Here is a 15,085-nt window from a genome sequence, read left to right as displayed (position 1 = left end):
CAGCGGTGGTCACGCTACGGGGGCCCAACTGTCGGAGGGAGCCCCGCATGGAAACCCGCATCGTCGACCGTCCCGCGTTCCGGCTCGTGGGGCACGCTGCCCGGGTTCCCCTGATCCACCGGGGCATCAACCCGCACATCCGGCGGCACATCGCCGCGCTGCCGGCGGAGGAGCACGTGCGCTTGACGGCGCTCGGCGACACCGAGCCGGGCGGCCTGCTCGCGGTCTGCGACGACGTGGACGCGGACTACGACGAAGGCAGCGAGTTGACCTACCTGCACGGGGTCGCCGTGTCCCCCAGCACGCCGGTCCCGGGCGACCTCGACGTCATCGAGGTCCCGGCGGGCCGCTGGCTGGTCATCGGGGCCGTGGGACCGCATCCGCAGACCTTGCAGAGGACGTGGGCCACGGCCGCAGCCGAGTGGTTCCCGTTCCACCCGTGGCGGCTGCGGCCGGGCCCGGAGATCGTCGCACCGGGCGACCTCAGCACCGCGACCTGCGAGGTCTGGCTGCCCGTCGAGCCGGCGTAGCCCCGCGTGATCAAGGACTTCGCGTCGGAAGCCGGCTGCTTCCTGACACGAACTCCTTGATCACCGCGAAAGGGAGCGGGCGGCCGGTCAGGACAGGGAGGTGTAGATGTCGATCAGGCGCTTGGTGATCACGTCGGGGTGGAAGGTGCGTTCGTAGCGGGTGCGGGCCGCGCCGGCCAGGGCGCGCGCCTCGGCGGCGGCCAGCGGCAGCGCGGCGGCCAGCGCGTCGACCTCGGGCGCCACCACCCAGCCGGCCTCGCCGCGCTGCACCCCGGTCGGCAGCGGAACCATGCCGTGGCCGGGCGCGGCGGTCGCCACCTCGGCCGGACCGGTGCCGGCCGGCTCACGCGGAGTGTCCGCGCCCACCAGGTACGGGATGCCGCCGAGCGCGGTCCCGAGCACCGGCCGACCGGCGGCCAGCGCCTCGATGATCACGGTGGGCAGCACGTCGTGCCAGGTCGAGGTGGCCAGCACCACGGCGCTGTCGGCCAGCACGGTGCGTACCCCCTGGCGGTCGAGCTGGCCCAGGTAATGGACGTCGGGGCGCTCGGCGGCGGCTGCCTCGGCCAACGGACGCAACTCGCCGTCACCGGCGATCCGCAGCGGGCCGAGCGCGCCCACCGGGTGCCGCCGCCACGCCGAGAGCAGCAGGTCCAGGCCCTTCTCCGGGCTGAGCCGGCCCATGAACAGGAAACCGTCCCCGACCGGCGCCGGCATGCCCGGGTCGGGCACCGCGTTGGGCTTGACCACGATCCGCTCGTCCGGGATGCCGTAGTCCCGCAGATGGTCGGCGACCGCCGTGGTCAGCGCGACGAACCGGTCCACCGAGCGCCAGGTCGGGCGGTGCACGGCCAGCGTGGTGGCCATCAGCGCGCTCTGCGCCCGGGAGTTGCGGTAGCAGCGGTGCACGATCGCCGGCACGCCCAGCGCGCGACCGCGGCAGTCCTGGCAGATCACGCCGTCACGGAAGTAGAGACCGGAGGAGCAGACCTGCCGGTAGTTGTGCACCGTCTGCACCACCGGCACGCCGCGCTTGTGCGCGGTCCGCACCACCCAGGGCGAGAGCAGCGGGTACGGGTTGTGCAGGTGCAGCACGTCCGGCCGGTGCTCGGCGAGCAGACGGTCCAGGTCGTGCTGGGCCTTCGGCGCCCAGATCGGCGAGATCGGCAGCAGCGCCTTGGCCGGCTTCGACATCGACGGGATCTCGTCGGAGCTGCGCAGGAACGGCAGCACCTCCACGCCCGCGGCGGTGAGCTGGGCGATCTCCGCGTCGACGATGGTGTTCTCGCCGGACGGCTGAGCTTCCCGGTACCGGTTGTGCGCCACCACGATTCTCACGGGAAAGAAGGCTACCGTTGTCCCGTGCCTGAACTACCGGAGGTGGAAGCGCTCGCCGGATACCTGCGCGAGCGGGCGGTCGGCCGGCGGGTCGAGCGGTTCGAGGTGGCTTCGATCAACGCGCTGAAGACGTACGATCCGCCGCCCAGCGCGGTCGCCGGTCGGACGGTCACCGGCGCGGGCCGGCACGGGAAGTTCCTGGACGTCCGGTTCGACGAGGATCTGCACCTGGTGATCCACCTGGCCCGGGCGGGCTGGCTGCACTACCGGGAGGCGTTCGGATCGGCGACCCCGCTGCGGCCCGGCAAGGGCCCGATCGCGGTGCGGGTACGCCTCGACGACGGCTCCGGCTTCGACCTGACCGAGGCCGGCACCCAGAAGAAACTGGCCGCCTACCTGGTCACCGACCCGGCCCAGGTGCCCGGCGTGGCGAAGTTGGGCCCGGACGCGTTGGCGGCCGACCTGCCCACCTTCACCGAGCGGCTGCGCAGCCGCCGGGGGCAGGTCAAGGGCGTGCTGACCGACCAGGCGGTGCTGGCCGGCGTGGGCAACGCGTACTCGGACGAGATCCTGCACGCGGCGCGGCTCTCCCCGTTCGCGATCACCGACCGGCTCACCGACGACCAGCTCGCCGCCCTGCACGCGGCGACCCGGACGGTGCTCGGCGACGCGGTCCGGCGGTCGATGGGCCAGCGGGCCGCGGAGCTGAAGGGCGAGAAGCGCTCGGGCCTGAAGGTGCACGCCCGGAAAGGCCTGCCGTGTCCGGTGTGTGGTGACACGGTGCGGGAGGTCTCGTTCGCCGACTCCAGCCTCCAGTACTGCCCCACCTGCCAGACCGGCGGCAAGCCGTTGGCTGACCGAAGGTTGTCCCGACTCGTACGGTGAGTAACCACACCCGTCGGTTACTGAGCGGAATCGACCCGGGATCGCGGAAGGTCCCGGTCGGTGGCTCTACCCGAGTCGTCATCCATCGGTATAGTGGCTCGGTCCCCGGCTTCACAACTGACTCGGAGCCGGCCAGATCCCTACGGGCAACGTGGGAGACTGGGACGGTGAGCGACCCGCGTCCTCACGGCGAGTGAGGTTCGGGTCATGCGGGAGGACATGGGTTGAGGTGACGACAAGCCTCCAGCGCCCGGTAACCGACACAGGCCGGAGCAAGAGCGTGCGGCACGTCGACAGCTTTGAGATCCAGCCGCCGACACCGCCGTCGCACAACGGCGTACCCCGGTCGGGGTGGGCCCGTGCCCGCCGCCGGGTCTCCCGCTGGCACCGCCCCTACACGGCCTTCCTCCTGCTGCTCGACTTCGGCGCGGCGGCGCTGGCCAGCTTCCTGGCCGTGCAGATCTTCGAGCAGGCCGACTCCGGTTTCCGCAACTCGCCGCAGGTGTGGTTCTACACCGTGGCGTTCCTGCTCCTGCCGCTCGGCTGGCTGCTCTTCCTGTGGGGCAACCGGGCGTACGACCGGCGCTACCTGGGCCTCGGCCCGGACGAGTTCAAGCGGGTGATCCGCGCCGGTGTGGCTGTGGCGGCGGCCGTCTCGTTCATCGCGTTCGCGACGAAGACCTACTCCCTGTCCCGGTGGACCGTCGGGTTCGCGTTGCTCGGCGCCATGCTGCTGATCCTGCTCGGGCGCATGATCGCCCGAGCCTGCCTGCACGCGGTGCGCCGCCGCGTCGGCCAGGCCGGGCACCGGATGGTGCTGGTCGGCACGCTGCCGGAGTGCCTGGAGGTCTACACCACCGTCACCCGCAACCCCGGCGTCGGCCTGGTGCCGGTCGCCATCCACCTCACCGACGGGTACGCCGCCGCCCGGGGCCTGGAGACGCCGGTGCCGGTGTACGCCGGCCGCGACGTGCTGGCCCTGGTCCGGGAGGTCGGCGGGGACACCATCGCGGTCTGCGGCTCCGCCAGCGCCGAGCCGGGTGAGCTGCGCCGGCTGGCCTGGCAGTTGGAGGGCTCCGGCGTCGACCTGGTGGTCGCGCCGCAGCTCACCGACATCGCCGGCCCCCGGGTGCACATCCGCCCGATCGAGGGCCTGCCGCTGCTGCACGTCGAGGAGCCGACGCTCTCCGGCCCGGCGCTGCTGCTCAAGAGCCTGATGGACCGGGTCGCGTCCGCGCTGGGCCTGCTGCTGCTCTCCCCGCTCTTCGCCGCGATCGCGCTCGCCATCCGGATCTCCGACCCCGGGCCGGTGTTCTTCCGGCAGCCCCGGGTCGGGCACGAGGGGCGCACGTTCCGGGTCTGGAAGTTCCGCACCATGTACGTGGACGCCGAGGAGCGGCTCGCCGGCCTGGTCGACCAGAACGAGACCGACGGCATGCTGTTCAAGATGAAGCAGGACCCCCGGGTCTTCCCGGTGGGCCGCTTCCTGCGCGCCTCGTCGCTGGACGAGCTGCCCCAGTTGATCAACGTGCTCTGGGGCGAGATGTCGCTTGTCGGCCCGCGTCCGCTGCCCGCCGACGACGGCGACTTCCTGGGCGACGTGCGGCGTCGGCTGCTGGTCCGGCCGGGCATGACCGGCCTGTGGCAGGTGTCCGGCCGCTCCGACCTGTCCTGGGACGAGGCGGTCCGGCTCGACCTCTACTACGTCGACAACTGGTCGCTGGCGTACGACCTGAGCATCCTGTGGCGGACCGTCGGGGTGGTGCTGGCGCGCAAGGGCGCGTACTAGCGTTCCCGGGGTGGGTGGCAACCTCTCGTCCGTCTTCGCCGTCGTCTCACTGGTCACCGCGTTGGCCGGGGCGCTCTGGGCGGTGCTGCGGCTGCGCGCCCGGCGGGGCATCGCCACCGCGACCCAGCGGGCCACGTACGAGGTGCTGCACACCGCCGGCCTGGCCGCCGAGCCGCTGCGCGCCGGCCTGAGCGCGGCGGGCGCGGCGAAGGCCGTACGCCATCTGCGTGCCCTGGTGGGCGCCGCCGGCCTGGCGCTGACCGACCGGGACGCGTTGCTGGCCATCGACGGGCGCGGTGCGCACCACGGCGACCAACTGGTCGCGGCGGCCCGACGGGTGGTCGACAGCGGGCGCTCGACCGTGCTGCGCGAGTCGGAACTGCACTGCGACCTGGTCGACTGCCCGGTACGCGGCGCGGTGGTCGCGCCGCTGAGCGCGGAGGGTCGGGTGGTCGGCGCGCTGGTGGCGGTGGCCGACGAGCGGCCGGCGCCCGGCCTGGTGCAGGCCACGCTGGAGACCGCGCACTGGGCCGGCGACCAGCTCGCCCTGGCCGAGCTGGACTCGTCGCGGGAACGGCTGGCCCGGGCCGAGGTACGCGCGCTGCGCGCCCAGATCAGCCCGCACTTCATCTACAACGCGCTCACCGCGATCGGCTCGTTCGTCCGGACCGACCCGGACCGGGCCCGGGAGCTGATCCTGGAGTTCGCCGAGTTCACCAGGTACTCGTTCCGCTCGCACGGCGAGTTCACCACGCTGGCCGAGGAGCTGCGCTCGATCGACCGCTACCTGACCATCGAGCGGGCCCGGTTCGGCGAACGCCTCCAGGTGCGCCTCCAGATCGCCCCGGAGGTGCTGCCGGTGACGCTGCCGTTCCTCTGCCTCCAGCCGCTGGTCGAGAACGCGGTGCGCCACGGGTTGTCCCGCAAGCCGGGCACCGGCATGGTGAGCATCGAGGCCCGGGACGCGGGCGCCGAGTGTCACATCACGGTGGAGGACGACGGAGTGGGGATGGATCCGACCACGCTGACGGCGGGCATCGCCGAGGTGTCCGGTGGCGGCAGCGACCCGGCCGACGACCCGGGGCAGCACGTCGGCCTCTCCAACGTCGACGAGCGGTTGCGGTCGGCCTTCGGGGACCGCTTCGGCCTGGTCGTGGAGACCGGGCTGGGCTCGGGTACGAAGGTCAGCATGCGGGTGCCGAAGTTCCACCCCGGCGTCCGGGTCTCCTCGTGACCGCGACCGGCACCGGGTTCCTGCGGGTGCTGGCCGTGGACGACGAGCCGCCGGCCCTCGACGAGCTGGCCTACCACCTGCGCACCGATCCCCGGGTGGCGCGGCTGCACACCGCCGGTGACGCGACCGAGGCGCTGCGGGTGCTCCGCGACGACGACGTGGACGTGGTCTTCCTCGACATCCGGATGCCGGGGCTGGACGGCATGGAGCTGGCCCGGGTGCTGCGCCGGTTCGCCCGGCCGCCGGCGATCGTCTTCGTCACCGCGTACGACGACGGCGCGGTGGACGCGTTCGACCTGGGCGCCACCGACTACGTGCGCAAGCCGGTCCGCGCCGAGCGGCTGGCCGAGTCGCTGCGCCGGGTGATCGGCTCGCGGGTGGTGCCGTCGCACCCGGCGGCGCTGGCCCGGGCGGAGGAGGACCCGACGATCCCGGTCGAGCTGGCCGGCACCACCCGGATGCTGCCCCGCTCGGCGGTGCGCTGGGTGGAGGCGCAGGGCGACTACGCCCGGCTGCACACCGCGGAGGGGTCGCACCTGGTCCGGGTGTCGCTGGCCACGCTGGCGGAGCGCTGGGCCGACGCGGGGTTCGTCCGCGTCCACCGCTCGTACCTGGTGCAGTTGCGGCTCATCGCCGAGCTGCGGCTGGTCAACTCCGGTTACGTGGTGGTGGTCGACGGGACGGAGCTGCCGGTGAGCCGCCGGCACACCCGGGAGCTGAAGGACAAACTGGTGCGCGCCGCGAAGCAGGACTGGAACCGCTGACGCCACAGTCGATTCCGCCGTTACGGCCGATCGACACCTGTCACACCTCGTACCTATCCTGGCCGGGCCGATCCCGGACGGGGCGCGGCGGTGTGGGCGGAGCCTGCGCGGGGTCGCCCCATCGCCATCACGTTGGGACGCAGATGCGCTTTTCCCTCGCACGTCGTGCCGCCACCGCGGCCGTCGTCGCCGGTTTCCTCCTCCTGCCCGGGTCAGCCCCGGCGCAGGCCGCGGGGACCAGCACGGTCGGCGGACGGCTGACCACCAGCTCCGGCGCCGGCGCGGCCGACGCCCAGGTCGAGGTGTTCGACGCCGACAGCTACGCCACCGCCGGCTGGACCACCACCGACAGCGACGGCCGCTGGTCGGTCGGCGGGCTGGACGCCGGGCGCTACCTCGTCGGCTTCCACCCGGTCGACCAGCCGGACCAGTACTACCGGCAGCAGGCCATGATCTGGGACGCCGACCCGGTGACTGTCGGCAGCGGCGAGACCGCCACCGCCGACGACCAGCTCCGGGCCACCGGGCTGCTCACCGGGCGGATCACCGACGCCGGCGGCGCGCCCGTCGCCTGGCTCAACATCGACGCCGACCAGCCCGACAACTCCGCGCACGCCTACGGGTCGACGGACGAGGACGGGCGCTTCCGGATCGCCGCGACGCCCGGCGACTACACCCTCTCCTTCCGGCCGATCGAGGGTTCGTACCAGACCCAGTACGTTCCCGGGAAGCTCGACGAGGTCGACGCCGGCCGCTACCGGGTGACCGCCGACGAGGAAACCGTGGTCAACGAGACGGTGCTGCCCACCGGCAGCCTCACCGGCACGTTCACCACCGCGACCGGCGCGCCGCTCGCCTCCGCCCGGGTCGCGGTCAACACCGCCAACATGTACGGCGGGGTCGACGCCCAGACCGGGCCCGACGGCACCTTCACCGTCCCGACGCTGCTGGCCGGCTCCTACAAGGTGCGTTTCGAGGCCGGCGACCGGACGCAGTACTACCGGGGCAAGCTCGACTACACCGACGCGAACCTCGTGGTGGTGCGCGGCGGCCAGCGGACCCGGATCGCCGACGCGCTGCTCGGCACCGGCTCCGTACGGGTCCGCGCCGTCGACTCGGTCAGCGGCGCCCCGGTGGCCGACTTCTGCGTCGAGTCGGCGGGGACGTGCAGCCGGGGCACCGGGGCCGTCACCCTCACCGGCCTGCCGCAGGGCCGGCACGAGATCTACGTCTACACGGCGGACCGCCTGCACTTCGACCGCCGCCTCACCGTGCGGGTGGTGGCCGGCCAGACCACCGAGGTCGCTCCGAAGCTGCGCCCGGGCGCGCTCATCACCAGCACCATCGTCGACCGGGCCACCGGACGGCCGGTGGCCGACGTCTGCCTCGACGCGTTCCTGCCCAAGCAGGCGAAGCTGGTGGACGGGCACGGGAACTGTAGCGACCAGGCCGGTCGGATCCGGGTGGGTCCGCTGGCCGGTGGCACCTACCGGCTCTTCGCCGACCCGGGCGACGCCCCCTACGGCCGGCAGTGGGTCGGCACCGACGGCGGCACCGGTGACGAGCGGCAGGCCGCGACCGTCGCCGCGACGGTCGGCACGGTGACCGCCGGGCCGCAGGTCCGGCTCGACCCGGCCGGCCGGATCACCGGCACGGTCACCGACGCGGCCACCGGCAAGCCGGCGAACTCGGTCGACGTCTCGGTGCTGACCGGTCACCCCGGCGTGGGCGTCAACGACGCCAGCACCGACGAGCAGGGCCGCTACACGCTCGACCGGCTCGGCCCGTACGACTGGCCGGTGGTGTTCAGCGGTCACCCGTACGCCGTCCACTGGTCCGGTGACGCGGTCAGTCGCTACACCGCCACGCCGGTGACGGTGGCCGCCGGGGGCACCGCGACCCTCGACACCGTCATGCGGGCGGGCAGCACGGTGACCGGCACGTTCACCAACCAGGACGGCGCGCCGTTCACCAGCGGTTGGGTCATCGCCCGCAGCGCCGACACCGGCGACGTCGCCGGCTCCGGCTGGATGTCGGACGGCCGCTACACGCTCCAGGTCACCGGCAGGCAGCGCGTCTACGTCACCTACGACGCGGCGTTCGCCGGCCAGGACTACTCCGGCCGCTACCTGGTGACCGGCACGGACGGCACCCGCAAGCTCGGCTTGTTCCTCGTGCCGGCCACCGGCACGCTCACCGCCGATCTGGTGGTTCCGACGAGCTGATCCGGGCACGTGCGGGGTCGGTCCGTCGGGCCGGCCCCGCACTGTTGCTCCGGCCCCGTCGTCCACACGACTCCGCGTTCGTCCACCGGGTTGTCCACAGATGTGGATGGTTATCCACAGGTTGTGCACAGGGGCGGCCCCGCCGCGCTTGACATTCGCGCTGAGCGGGCGAGACTGCCGGGGATGACCGCGGCCGAGGACCAGCAGCCTGCGGGGCCGCCCGTCGAGGCAGCCCCGGTCCCCGGCCCGCGCGTGCCGCAGCGGACCCGGATCGTGCTGGCCGAGGTTTCCCGGCCCGGCAGCCGCGCCGACCGCACCCGCTCCGAGCTGACCCAGCAGACCCGGGTTGGCGAGACGCTGGTGCAGGGCCTGATGCGCGCCCAGCTCTCGCTGGCGCTGCGGCTGAGCCTGCTGGTGCTGATCGGGCTGGGCGGCCTGCCGTGGCTGTTCGCCATCGCGCCGTCGGTCGGGCGGGTCACCGTGCTCGGGGTCAACCTGCCGTGGGTGCTGCTCGGGGTGGCCGCCTTCCCGTTCCTGATCGTGGTCGGCTGGGCGTACGTGCGACTGGCGGAACGCAACGAGCAGGACTTCGTCGACCTGGTCCAGCGGCCGGAGCGTTGATGGCGAACGACTACGTGGTTCCCGCGATCGTGGCGGTCACCCTGGTCACCGTCGGCATCGGCTTCTACGGCCTGCGGCTGGCCCGCACCACGTCCGACTTCCTGGTCGCGTCCCGGGCGGTCAGCCCGACCTGGAACGCCGCCGCGATCGGCGGGGAGTACCTGTCGGCGGCCAGCTTCCTGGGCGTGGCCGGGCTGATCCTCAAGTACGGCGTGGACGTGCTCTGGTACCCGGTCGGTTTCGCCGCGGGCTACCTGGCGCTGCTGCTGTTCGTGGCCGCCCCGCTGCGCCGCTCCGGCGCGTTCACGCTGCCGGACTTCTGCGAGGTGCGGCTCGGGTCGCGTCGGCTACGGACGCTCGCCACCGTCTTCGTGATCTTCATCGGCTGGCTCTACCTGGTGCCGCAGTTGCAGGGCGCCGGGCTGACGTTGGCCACGCTGACCGGTTCGCCGTACCCGCTGGGGGCGCTGCTGGTGGCCGTGGTGGTGACCGCGAACGTGGCGCTGGGCGGCATGCGGGCGATCACCTTCGTGCAGGCCTTCCAATACTGGCTGAAGCTGACCGCGCTCGCCGTACCGGCGATCTTCCTGGCGTTGCAGTGGCAGGCCGACGCCCGCCCGGCGGTGACGCCACCCGACGGGCCGACGTTCCGGACCGCGACCACCGTGGTGGTCGAGCACCGCGCGACGCTCACCCTGCCCGACGGCGACGTGCGGGAGGTACGCCCCGGCGACCGCCTCGACTTCGCCGCCGGGGACCCGGTGCCGGAGGTGTCCGGCGCGGCGATCGCCGCCACCGACTGGCTGCTGCCGGACACCGCCGGCGACGACGACCGCAGCCTGTTCGCGACGTACTCGCTGATCCTGGCCACGTTCCTGGGCACCATGGGGTTGCCGCACGTGCTGGTGCGCTTCTACACCAACCCCGACGGCGCCGCCGCCCGGCGCACCACGCTGGTGGTGCTGGCCCTGGTCGGCGTCTTCTACCTGCTGCCCACGATCTACGGCGTGCTGGGTCGGATCTACACCCCGCAACTGCTGGTCAGCGGCCAGACCGACGCGGTGGTGGTGCTGCTGCCCGGCGCGGCGCTGGGCGACGGCGTCACCGGCCGGCTGCTCGCCGCGCTGGTCGCCGCCGGCGCGTTCGCGGCGTTCCTCTCCACCTCGTCCGGGCTGCTCACCAGCGTGGCCGGGGTGATCTCCACGGACGTGCTGGGCCGCGGCTCGGTACGCGGTTTCCGACTCGCCACGGTGATCGCCGGCGCGGTACCGGCGGTGCTCGCGTTGAACGTCTCCGGGCTGGACGTCTCGCAGGTGGTGGGGCTGGCGTTCGCGGTCGCCGCGTCGAGTTTCTGCCCGCTGCTGGTGCTCGGCATCTGGTGGCGCGGCCTGACCGACCTGGGCGCCGCCGCCGGGGTGCTGGTGGGCGGCGGCGCGGCGATCGGCGCGGTGCTGCTCACCGTGCTCGGCCCGCCGCTGACCGGCTGGCCGGCGACGCTCACCACCCAGCCGGCGGCGTGGACGGTGCCGCTGGCGTTCACGGTGATGGTGGTGGTCTCCATGGCCAGCCGGCGACGTCTGCCCCGCGACGTGGGCACCACCATGCTCCGCCTGCACACCCCGGAGTCGCTGCGCCTGTGAGGGAGTGGCCGGAGCGGGCTACCGTCGGACCATGACCGATCAGCACCCGGCCCTGCACCTTCGTGGCCTGGCCAAGCGCTTCGACACGAAGGTCGCCGTGGCCGGTGTCGACCTGGCCGTGCCGACCGGCTCGTTCTACGGCCTGCTCGGCCCGAACGGGGCCGGCAAGACCACCACGCTCTCCATGGCCGTCGGCCTGCTGCGGCCCGACGCCGGTGAGGCCCGGGTCCTCGGGTACGACGTCTGGGCCGACCCGGTGCGCGCGAAGAGCCTGCTCGGCGTGATGCCGGACGGCGTACGCCTCTTCGACCGGCTGAGCGGGGCGGAGCTGCTGGCGTACCACGGTCTGCTGCGCGGCATGGACCCGGCGGTGGTCGACCAGCGGGCGGCGGAGCTGCTCGACGTGCTGGCGCTCGGCGACGCCGGCCGCACGCTGGTGGTCGACTACTCGGCCGGCATGAAGAAGAAGATCGGCCTGGCCTGCGCCCTGCTGCACGGCCCGCGCCTGCTGGTGCTCGACGAGCCGTTCGAGGCGGTCGACCCGGTCTCGGCGGCGCTGATCCGGGACATCCTGCACCGGTACGTGACCGGCGGTGGCACGGTGGTCTTCTCCAGCCACGTGATGGAGGTGGTCGAGCGGCTCTGCTCGCACGTGGCGATCCTGGCCGACGGCACGATCAAGCGGGTCGGCACGCTGACCGAGGTGCGTGGCGACCGGTCGCTGGAGGACGTCTTCGTGGAGGTGGTCGGCGGCCGGACCGCGACCGGCGAGGAGCTGTCGTGGCTGTCCCGGTGACCGCCGTCGAGCCGCCGACCGGGGCGGTCTCGCCCCGGCACTTCGTCCGGCTGAAGCTGCGGGTGCTCGGCAACAACTTCCGTGGTCAGGCGTGGCGGATCGCGCTGTTCGTGCTGGGTGTGCTGTTCGCGCTCTGGTTCGCCGCGTCCGGGTTCTTCCTGCTGGCCGCGCCCGGCCTGGCCGACGAGCCCCGGTACGCGTTGCTGGCCGCCGCGTTCGGTGGCGGCGTACTGACGCTCGGCTGGCTGCTGCTGCCACTGGTCTTCTTCGGCGTGGACGAGACGCTGGACCCGGCCCGGTTCGCGCTGCTGCCGCTCTCCCGCCGCACCCTGGTCACCGGCCTGCTCGCCGCCGCGCTGGTCAGCGTGCCCGCGCTGGCCACCCTGATCACGGTGGCCGGGCTGGTGGTCACCGCCGGTGCGCTGGGCGGCTGGCCGGCCGCGCTGGCGGGCGCCGTCGGCGCGGTCGGCGGCCTGCTGGTCTGCGTGGCCGGGGCCCGCGCGGTGACCAGCGCGTTCGCCACCATGCTGCGGTCCCGCCGGGTACGCGACCTGGCCGCCGTGCTGCTCGCGGTGCTGGCCGCGCTGCTCGGGCCGTTGCAGTTGCTGGTGCTGGCCGCGGTGCGCAGCGCCGACTGGGACCGGCTGACCGGGGTGGCCCGGGTGGTCGGCTGGACGCCGCTCGCCGCGCCCTGGACGGCCGGCGTCGACGTGGCCGAGGGCCGGGTCGTCACAGCCCTGGTGAAGCTGCTGGTCACCGCCGCGACGATCGGCGTACTCCTGCTCTGGTGGTCGCGGTCGCTGGAGTCGGCGATGGTCGGCGCGGCGAGCGCCGGGCCGGCGCGGGCCCCGCGCGGCGTGATGGGCGGCGCGGTCGCGCAGCTCTTCCCGCGCGCGGTCGGCTGGGCCCGGCGGGACCGGTTCGGCGCGCTCGTCGCCCGGGAGTGCCGCTACTGGTGGCGGGACGCCCGGCGGCGGGCCAACCTGATCACGGTCGCCGTGGTGGGCGTTTTCGTGCCGGTGATGGTCAACCTGGGCGGCGTCTCGTTCAGCACCGGGGCCGGAACGTCGTTCGGCGAGTCCGCAGCCGACTCGTCCCCGGTGCTGGTCAGCATCTCCATGGTCTTCGTCGGGGTGCTCGCCTCGGTGACGCTGGCCAACCAGTTCGGTTTCGACGGCAGCGCGTACGCGGCGAACGTGGTCGCCGGTGTGCCGGGAAGGGTCGAGCTGCGCGCCCGGATGGTGGCGTTCTCGCTCTACGTGGTGCCGATCCTCCTGGTGGTCGCGGTGGTGCTGGCCGTCGTGCTGGGTCGGCCGGAGTGGCTCGGCGTGATGGCCGGCGGGCTGTTCGCCGCGTACGGCTGCGGGCTGGCGATCAACGGGTTCATCTCGGTGCTCGGCGCGTACTCGCTGCCGGAGACCAGCAACCCGTTCGCCATGAACACCGGCGCGGGCATCGCGAAGAGCCTGCTCACGCTGCTGTCCATGGTGTCCTCGACGGCGGCGGCCGTCCCGTTCGTGGTGGCCGCGGCCCTGCTCGGCGACGTCTGGCTCTGGCTGGCGCTGCCGGCCGGCGTGGCGTACGGGGCGGGCGCGGCGCTGCTCGGGGCCTACCTGGCCGGGGATGCGCTGGACCGCCGGCAGCCGGAGCTGCTGGCCTCGGTCACGCCGAGGCGCTGATGCCGGTCGTCGAGGCGGTCGTCACCGTGCCGGTCCCGCCGGAGCTGGCGTTCGCCGTCTCCCAGACCGTCGCCCCGGTGCGCTACCGGTGGGATCCGTTCGTCCGCGAGCAGCACTTCGTCGACGGCGCGACCCGGCCGGGCCGGGGCGTGCGCACGTTCACCCGCTCGCGGCACGGGCTGGTGATGGTCAGCGAGTACGTCTCCTGGGCACCGCCGACCACCGTCGGCATGAAAATGGTGCGTGGGCCGTGGTTCTTCGAACGCTTCGGCGGCGGCTGGCGTTTCGCGCCCGGCCCGGAGCCGGACACCACGGTCGCCACCTGGCGGTACAACTTCCGGTGCCGGCCGGCGTTCCTGCGCCCGGTGGCCGAGCGGATCGGCGGGTGGCTGCTCGGGCGGGACATCCGTCGCCGGATCGCCGGGTACGCGGCCGGCTGCGCCGACCCCGAGGTGCTCGCCGCCGCCCGCCGCGCGCTGCCGTCCTAGCCGCCCGCCCGCCCGGCGGCCCGGCGGCCCGGCGGCAATCTACTTAAAAAGCTGAGCATTCTCCGGCCGTGGAACCCTCGGCGGAAGTAGGCACTACATGGTGCGGCGCATCGCGGCGTAGACGTGGTGGCCGTCGCCGACGCTGAGCACGTTGACCAGTTCCCAGCCGTAGTTCGACAGGTGCTCTACCGCCTCCATCAGCGGCGGGAAGCCGCTGCTGCCCCACTTGTGCCGGGCGATGACCATCAGGTGCCGGTGCGGGTAGGCGCGCAGGTCGACCTGACCGCCGAGGATGGCCTCGGCGGTGATGACGCGGTCCTGGGCCAGCTTCTGCGGAGGGACGAGAGCCATGCCCGCAGGGTAGGCGGGTCAGTCGAGCGGCGCCCGGTGAAGGTGGGGCGACCGGACAGCACTGTTGTTCCACCTCGGCGGACTGCTCGCCGAGGCGAACGCGCAGCTCAACGACGCCTCCGACCTGCATGGGCGCTTCCTCGGCTGGGCCCGGGGCCGGGGCGGCACAATGTTTCACGTGAATCATGAGCAGCCGGGTGCCGAGATCCACCACACCGATCCGTTCGCGGTGCCGGCCGGGCAGCGCTCGCCGGTGCGGCGACTGCGTGGCCGGCTGGCCGCCCCGGTGACGCTCTGGACCGCGCCCGGCCCGGCCGGGCTCACCGTCTCCTCCACGCTGGTCGCGGAGGGGGAGCCGGACCGGCTGCTCGGCCTGGTCGACGCGGAGTCGGAGCTGTGGGCGGCGGTCGAGGACGTCGGTCGGTTCGCGGTCGCGCCGCTGGGCCCGCGCCACCGGCAGCTCGCCGACCGCTTCGCCGGCCTCTTCCCGTCGCCCGGCGGCCTGTTCGCGCTGGACGCGTGGACCGAGACGCCGTACGGGCCGGTGCCGGCGGACGCGGGCGGCTGGGCCGGCTGCCGCCTCGACGCGGCCCGGGAGTACGGCTGGGGCCTGCTGGTCGAGGCCACCATCGAGACGGTCGACCTGCCCGGGGAGACCACTCCCCTCCTGCACTACCGAGGCCGCTACCACGAACTGACCGACTGACGCGTGGGGGACCGGTTAGCGGAGTGATCTGGGTCACTG

The 15,085-nt window shown here is 73.4% G+C and carries 14 protein-coding genes; 12 read left to right on the top strand and 2 right to left on the bottom strand.

The window, feature by feature from the left end:
• Window positions 1-47: 47 nt before the first annotated feature.
• Window positions 48-530, top strand: a complete 483-nt coding sequence (locus VKK44_RS29270) for a GyrI-like domain-containing protein (protein ID WP_343444382.1) — start codon at window positions 48-50, stop codon at window positions 528-530.
• A gap of 87 nt (window positions 531-617) precedes the next feature.
• On the opposite strand, the gene VKK44_RS29265 is transcribed toward VKK44_RS29270, so the two are convergent.
• Complete coding sequence (locus VKK44_RS29265; RefSeq protein ID WP_343444381.1) at window positions 618-1,868, bottom strand: glycosyltransferase family 4 protein; 1,251 nt, start codon at window positions 1,866-1,868, stop codon at window positions 618-620.
• A gap of 24 nt (window positions 1,869-1,892) precedes the next feature.
• On the opposite strand from VKK44_RS29265, the gene VKK44_RS29260 reads away from it, so the two are divergent.
• The 10 genes from VKK44_RS29260 to VKK44_RS29215 all read left to right on the top strand — a co-directional run bounded on the left by VKK44_RS29260 (window position 1,893) and on the right by VKK44_RS29215 (window position 13,989).
• A complete protein-coding gene (locus tag VKK44_RS29260; RefSeq protein ID WP_343444380.1) occupies window positions 1,893-2,753 on the top strand; it encodes an Fpg/Nei family DNA glycosylase in 861 nt (286 codons plus the stop codon).
• A gap of 280 nt (window positions 2,754-3,033) precedes the next feature.
• Window positions 3,034-4,542, top strand: a complete 1,509-nt coding sequence (locus VKK44_RS29255) for a sugar transferase (RefSeq protein ID WP_343444379.1) — start codon at window positions 3,034-3,036, stop codon at window positions 4,540-4,542.
• Between the two features lie 10 nt (window positions 4,543-4,552).
• Window positions 4,553-5,776 (top strand): sensor histidine kinase, encoded by a 1,224-nt coding sequence (locus VKK44_RS29250; protein WP_343444378.1) that lies wholly within the window; start codon window positions 4,553-4,555, stop codon window positions 5,774-5,776.
• Entirely contained in the window at window positions 5,773-6,540 is a 768-nt protein-coding gene (locus VKK44_RS29245) for a LytR/AlgR family response regulator transcription factor (RefSeq protein WP_281934080.1), read from the top strand. Before VKK44_RS29250 ends, VKK44_RS29245 begins: the two co-directional genes overlap by 4 nt.
• Before the next feature lie 143 nt (window positions 6,541-6,683).
• Window positions 6,684-8,765, top strand: coding sequence for a carboxypeptidase-like regulatory domain-containing protein (locus VKK44_RS29240; RefSeq protein WP_343444377.1), 2,082 nt, complete (start codon window positions 6,684-6,686; stop codon window positions 8,763-8,765).
• A gap of 183 nt (window positions 8,766-8,948) precedes the next feature.
• Window positions 8,949-9,386, top strand: a complete 438-nt coding sequence (locus VKK44_RS29235; RefSeq protein WP_343444376.1) for a hypothetical protein — start codon at window positions 8,949-8,951, stop codon at window positions 9,384-9,386.
• The gene (locus tag VKK44_RS29230) at window positions 9,386-11,026 is read left to right on the top strand and encodes a sodium/solute symporter (RefSeq protein ID WP_343444375.1); all 1,641 of its coding nucleotides are present in this window, start codon (window positions 9,386-9,388) and stop codon (window positions 11,024-11,026) included. Before VKK44_RS29235 ends, VKK44_RS29230 begins: the two co-directional genes overlap by 1 nt.
• A gap of 31 nt (window positions 11,027-11,057) precedes the next feature.
• Window positions 11,058-11,822 (top strand): ABC transporter ATP-binding protein, encoded by a 765-nt coding sequence (locus VKK44_RS29225; RefSeq protein WP_107156465.1) that lies wholly within the window; start codon window positions 11,058-11,060, stop codon window positions 11,820-11,822.
• Window positions 11,807-13,501: an ABC transporter permease gene (locus VKK44_RS29220; protein WP_343444374.1), complete on the top strand. Its 1,695-nt coding sequence runs from the start codon at window positions 11,807-11,809 to the stop codon at window positions 13,499-13,501. Before VKK44_RS29225 ends, VKK44_RS29220 begins: the two co-directional genes overlap by 16 nt.
• Window positions 13,501-13,989 carry an SRPBCC family protein gene (locus VKK44_RS29215; protein ID WP_343444373.1) on the top strand — a complete coding sequence of 163 codons (489 nt, stop codon included), beginning with the start codon at window positions 13,501-13,503 and terminating at the stop codon, window positions 13,987-13,989. The genes VKK44_RS29220 and VKK44_RS29215 overlap by 1 nt, the downstream gene beginning before the upstream one ends.
• A 93-nt stretch (window positions 13,990-14,082) precedes the next feature.
• Here VKK44_RS29215 and VKK44_RS29210 read toward each other — a convergent pair whose 3' ends face one another.
• Window positions 14,083-14,340: a hypothetical protein gene (locus tag VKK44_RS29210; RefSeq protein WP_343444372.1), complete on the bottom strand. Its 258-nt coding sequence runs from the start codon at window positions 14,338-14,340 to the stop codon at window positions 14,083-14,085.
• Window positions 14,341-14,401: 61 nt separating this feature from the next.
• Between VKK44_RS29210 and VKK44_RS29205 the strand changes: the two genes are divergently transcribed.
• Window positions 14,402-15,046, top strand: a complete 645-nt coding sequence (locus tag VKK44_RS29205) for a flavin reductase family protein (RefSeq protein ID WP_343447939.1) — start codon at window positions 14,402-14,404, stop codon at window positions 15,044-15,046.
• Window positions 15,047-15,085: the final 39 nt, after the last annotated feature.

This window comes from Micromonospora sp. DSM 45708 (genome assembly GCF_039566955.1).
Classification (GTDB): Bacteria; Actinomycetota; Actinomycetes; order Mycobacteriales; family Micromonosporaceae; genus Micromonospora.
The sequence above is the reverse complement of the archived record's forward strand: the minus strand, read 5'-3'. Positions and strand labels throughout refer to the sequence as shown.